The following is a 4,618-nucleotide window of genomic DNA, read 5'->3' as shown; positions in this document are numbered from 1 at the left end:
CTCGGGCTGGTCGAGCGCCTGGAAACCGAAGGCAACGGCCCGGCGCAGATTCAGCGCATCCAGAGCCTGATCGACCGTCAGCAGCCGCTGATGCCACAGCTCAGCGGCATCATCATCTATGACCGGAACGGGCATTGGCTGATGTCCTCCAACCGACCGATTCCGGAGGGCGCCAACAGCAGCGACCGCGCCTATTTCATTCACCACCGTGAAAACCGGAGCCGCGAGCCGTTCATTGGCCCGCCGATCCAGAGCCGTGCCAATCATGAATGGGTGGTGACCATCAGTCGGCGCTTCAATGACGCCGGTGGCCAGTTCGCTGGCGTTGTAGCAGTGACGCTGGGGGTGGAAAACTTTTTGCGCGTGTTCGGCAAGCTCGACGTTGGCCAGGACGGCGCGATCGGTCTGTCGTACACCGATGGCACGCTGCTGGTGCGCTACCCGTTCCGCGAGCAGGACATGGGGCGCAACTTCTCCAAATCGCCGATTTACGCCAAATACCTCGTCGACCGTTCAGTCGGCACTGCCTCGTACACCTCCAGCCTCGACGGCGTGGAGCGGTTGTACGCGTTCCGCAAAAGCGAAACGCTGCCGCTGATTACCACCGTGGCCCTGGGCAAGGACGAAGCGCTGGCGGCGTGGCGCATCGAAGCGGCGTTGTCGGCGGTGGTAGTGATCGGGCTGCTGGGGCTGACCGGATTGATCGGCTGGTTCCTGATTCTCGATATCCGCCGCCGCACCGAGGCCGAAGAAGCCTTGCGCGATGCCCAACAGCAGTTGCTTGCGTCCAATCGGCAGCTGGAATTACTGGCGCTGAAAGATGCTCTGACCGGCCTGGCCAACCGCCGCTGTTTCGATGAAACGCTGACGGTGGAAGCGCGGCGCGCGCAGCGTGACGGCACCTCGCTGGCCTTGCTGATGATCGATATCGACCACTTCAAATTGTTCAACGATGCCTTGGGCCACGTCGCCGGCGATGCCTGCCTGCAAGCGGTCAGCAAGATTCTTGAAGGCTGCGTGCGACGCCCCTCGGATCTGGTCGCGCGCTACGGTGGCGAGGAAATGGCGGTGATCATGCCGGCCACCGACAGCGCCGGTGCGACCGTGGTGGCGCAACTGATGCTCGAGCGTTTGCAGCAGGCGAACATCGCCCACCCGGGCAGTCCGTTTGCTCGGATTACGGTGAGTATCGGCATGGCGGTGGGGACGGGCGCTCAACTGGATTCGCTGCCGGCGTTGATCCAGACCGCCGATCAGGCGCTGTACCGCGCGAAAGCGGCGGGGCGCAACGGGATGGCCGGGCAGGCCTGAGGCGCACTAGAAAGCTTCGCCACTATCCAGTTTCGCCAACAGCATTTGTCCGCGTTGCCACAGTGCATCCTGCTTGGCCAGCGGCATGCGGTCGAGGTTCTTGTACATCATGCCCATGCGCTGATTGCCACGCAGAATGTCGCCGTGGCGCATGAGGAAATGCCAGTACAGCGCATTGAACGGGCAGGCGTCGTCCGCGTTGCTTTCCTTGACCTTGTAGGCGCAGTCGCCGCAGTAATCCGACATTCGATTGATGTACTGGCCGCTGGCGCAGTAAGGCTTGGAGCCGAGATAACCGCCGTCGGCGTGCATGACCATGCCGAGGGTGTTGGGCAGTTCGACCCAGTCGAAGGCGTCCATGTAGATCGCCAGATACCATTCACAGATTTCCTTCGGCGCAATCCCGGCGAGCAAGGCAAAGTTACCGGTTACCATCAGCCGCTGAATGTGGTGGGCGTAGGCATGTTGCAGGCTTTGGCCGATGGCCTGGCGCATGCAGTTCATCTGTGTCTGCCCGGTCCAGTAGAACTCCGGCAGCGGGCGCGTGTTGCCGAACACATTGCCCTCGGCGTAATCCGGCATCTTCAGCCAGTACACACCGCGCACGTATTCGCGCCAGCCGATCAACTGCCGAATGAAGCCTTCGGCCGCGTTGAGGCCGATGCTCCCCGACCAGTAAGCCGCCTCGACATCGCTGCACAGCTGGCGCAAATCGAGCAGGCCGATGTTCAGCGCGGCACTGATCCGCGCGTGAAACAGGAACGGTTCGTCGCTGGCCATGGCGTCCTGGTAGTCACCGAAGCCGGCCAGCGCATAGTCGAGAAAGTATTGCCACAAGGCCTGGGCATCGGCGTGGGTCACCGGGTAATTGAAGTCATCCAGCGTGCCGTAATGGCTGGCGAAGCGCTCGCCGACCAATACCAGCACCTCTTGGGTGATTGCGTCATTGGCGAAACGCGCCGGGTAGGGCGGTTTGGCGTGTTTGGGCAGGGCCTTGCGATTCTCCGCATCGAAATTCCACGCACCGCCGACCGGCGTGCCGTCGCCATTGAGCAGCAGCCGACTCTTGCGCCGCATCTCGCGGTAGAAAAACTCCATGCGCAGCTGCTTCTTGCCGCTGGCCCAATTGGAGAACTCTTCGCGGGAGCAGAGGAAACGGCGGTCTGAGTGCCAATGCACGGGCAAGCCCGAATCTTTGATTGACTGCTCAAGACGCCAGTCGCCGCATTCGGTGATATGAATCTGTTCGGCGCCGGTGAGGGTTTGCCAGCGCTGTAGTTCGCCGGGAATTGAGCCGCTGTTGTCCGGGTCATCGAGGGTGACGTACTGGACGCGGAAGCCTTTATCGCGCAACGCCTCGGCAAAGTGGCGCATGGCGCTGAAGATCAGAGCGATCTTTTGCGGATGATGAGCGACGTGGGTCGCTTCCTCCATGACCTCGACCATCAGCAGCAGGTCGTGCTGGGGATCGAGTGGCTGCAGGGAGGCCAGGTCGAATGACAGCTGGTCGCCGAGGATCAGGAGCAAGCGGTGGGCAGGGGGCATGGAGCGAAATCCGGTGAGCGATTCGAACTCCAATAGTTATACAGTTTACTTGTCATGTATAGGTTTTAGCGGACACTGACATCCTATTGTGGGAGCGAGCCTGCTCGCGAAAGCGTCCTGTCAGTCAATACAAGTGCTGACTGACACACCGCCTTCGCGAGCAGGCTCGCTCCCACAGGGATTTGTGTTGTGTGCTTATGCGGGGTAGGTCGGATAGTCGATGTAGCCCTCGGCACCGCCGCCATACACCGTCGCCGGGTTCAATTGATTCAACGGCCAGTCATTGGCAATCCGCGCCGGCAGGTCCGGGTTGGCCATGAATGGTCGGCCAAACGCGACGAGATCGGCCAGCCCCGACTCAAGCAATTGCGCCCCGGTTTTGGCGGTGTAGCGGCCGGCATAAATGATCGCGCCGCTGAACGTGTCGCGCACGGCCTGGCGAAAGGTCTGCGGCATGGCTGGGGCGTTGTCCCAGTCGGCTTCGGCGATCGACAGGTAGGCGATGCCGACGTCTTCAAGAATCTTGATCGCGGCAATGTAAGTTGTGTGCGGATCTTCCTCGACCAGGCCCAGGTATGTCCGCGCTTCATCGGTGGTAGTGAACAACGGCGCGAAACGCACACCGACCTTGTCCTTGCCAATGCATTCGGCGACGCCGGCCACCACTTCGCGCAAGAAGCGCAAGCGATTGTCCAGCGAGCCGCCGTACTGGTCGGTGCGCAGGTTGCTGTGGGCGGAGATGAACTGGTTGACCAGATAACCGTTGGCGCAATGCAGTTCGATGCCGTCGAAACCCGCCTCCATCGCGTTGCGCGCGGCCTGGATGTACAGCTGAATCAGTTCCTGCACTTCATCGGTGCTCAACGCGCGCGGAGCGGACGGCGGCACCAGTTCACCGACACCGGGCGCGGTTTCGATGAACACGCTGACGCGGTCCGTGGCGACCGCAGAGGCCGACACCGGCGCATCGCCGTTGGGCTGCAACGCCGTGTGCGAGACCCGACCGACATGCCACAGCTGGGCGAAGATCACGCCATCCACGGCGTGCACCGCCTCGGTGACTTTGCGCCAACCGGCGATCTGCTCCGGCGTATGAATGCCCGGCGTCCACGCATAACCCTGACCGCGCGGTTCGATCTGCGTGCCTTCGGTGACCAGCAAACCTGCACCGGCGCGCTGCTGGTAATACTCGGCCATCAATTCGTTGGCGACATTGCCCGGTTGTGTGCTGCGCTGGCGGGTGAGAGGCGGCAGAACGATGCGGTTTTTCAGGATGTGTGCGCCCAATTTGGCAGGCATGAAGAAAGCGTTATTCATGGAGTAAGCCTTGAATCTGATTAGACCAGTCGACTAGTGACTGGGCAAAAAAACAACGCCGGGCTGTACGCACGCGGCGTTGATCGGGTTGGAGCGAGGGATTCAGCCGAGCATCTTCAACAGCTTTTCGGCAACGGCGGCAGAGCTGGCCGGGTTCTGGCCGGTGACCAATTGCCCGTCAGCGACCACATGCACCTGCCAGTCGGCAACTTTCGAATAGCGCCCGCCCAGGCGCTGGAACTCGTCTTCGATAAGGAACGGCACCACATCAGTCAGACCGACAGCCGCTTCTTCGGCGTTGGTGAAACCAGTGACGTCGCGATCTTTGACAATTGGCTGGCCATCAGCGCGCACCACATGACGCAACACGCCGGGTGCGTGGCAGACAAAACCGTGAGGTTTGTTGGCGCGGTCGAAGGCTTCGATCAGTGCAATAGAGGCTTTG

3 protein-coding genes and 1 pseudogene are annotated in these 4,618 nt (G+C 61.4%); 1 reads left to right on the top strand and 3 read right to left on the bottom strand.

The genetic code is table 11. The features are described 5' to 3' along the window. Nucleotides 1-1,311 (top strand): sensor domain-containing diguanylate cyclase (locus OQK_RS24735; protein ID WP_038861713.1); only part of this gene is annotated, 1,311 nt, incomplete at its 5' end. A gap of 6 nt (nucleotides 1,312-1,317) precedes the next feature. Here the strand turns inward: OQK_RS24735 and OQK_RS24730 are convergent. From OQK_RS24730 to OQK_RS24720, 3 genes and pseudogenes are all read right to left on the bottom strand, one after another. Further along, nucleotides 1,318-2,856 carry a cryptochrome/photolyase family protein gene (locus OQK_RS24730; RefSeq protein ID WP_016774791.1) on the bottom strand — a complete coding sequence of 513 codons (1,539 nt, stop codon included), beginning with the start codon at nucleotides 2,854-2,856 and terminating at the stop codon, nucleotides 1,318-1,320. A 195-nt stretch (nucleotides 2,857-3,051) separates the two neighbouring features. Beyond that, on the bottom strand, nucleotides 3,052-4,173 hold the full coding sequence (locus OQK_RS24725; RefSeq protein WP_016774790.1) for an alkene reductase: 1,122 nt from the start codon (nucleotides 4,171-4,173) through the stop codon (nucleotides 3,052-3,054). A gap of 102 nt (nucleotides 4,174-4,275) precedes the next feature. Continuing rightward, nucleotides 4,276-4,618: pseudogene (locus tag OQK_RS24720) on the bottom strand (type 1 glutamine amidotransferase domain-containing protein); the annotation flags it as partial.

This window comes from Pseudomonas sp. R62 (assembly GCF_000257605.1).
Classification (GTDB): domain Bacteria; phylum Pseudomonadota; class Gammaproteobacteria; order Pseudomonadales; family Pseudomonadaceae; genus Aquipseudomonas; species Aquipseudomonas atacamensis.
The sequence above is the reverse complement of the archived record's forward strand: the minus strand, read 5'-3'. Positions and strand labels throughout refer to the sequence as shown.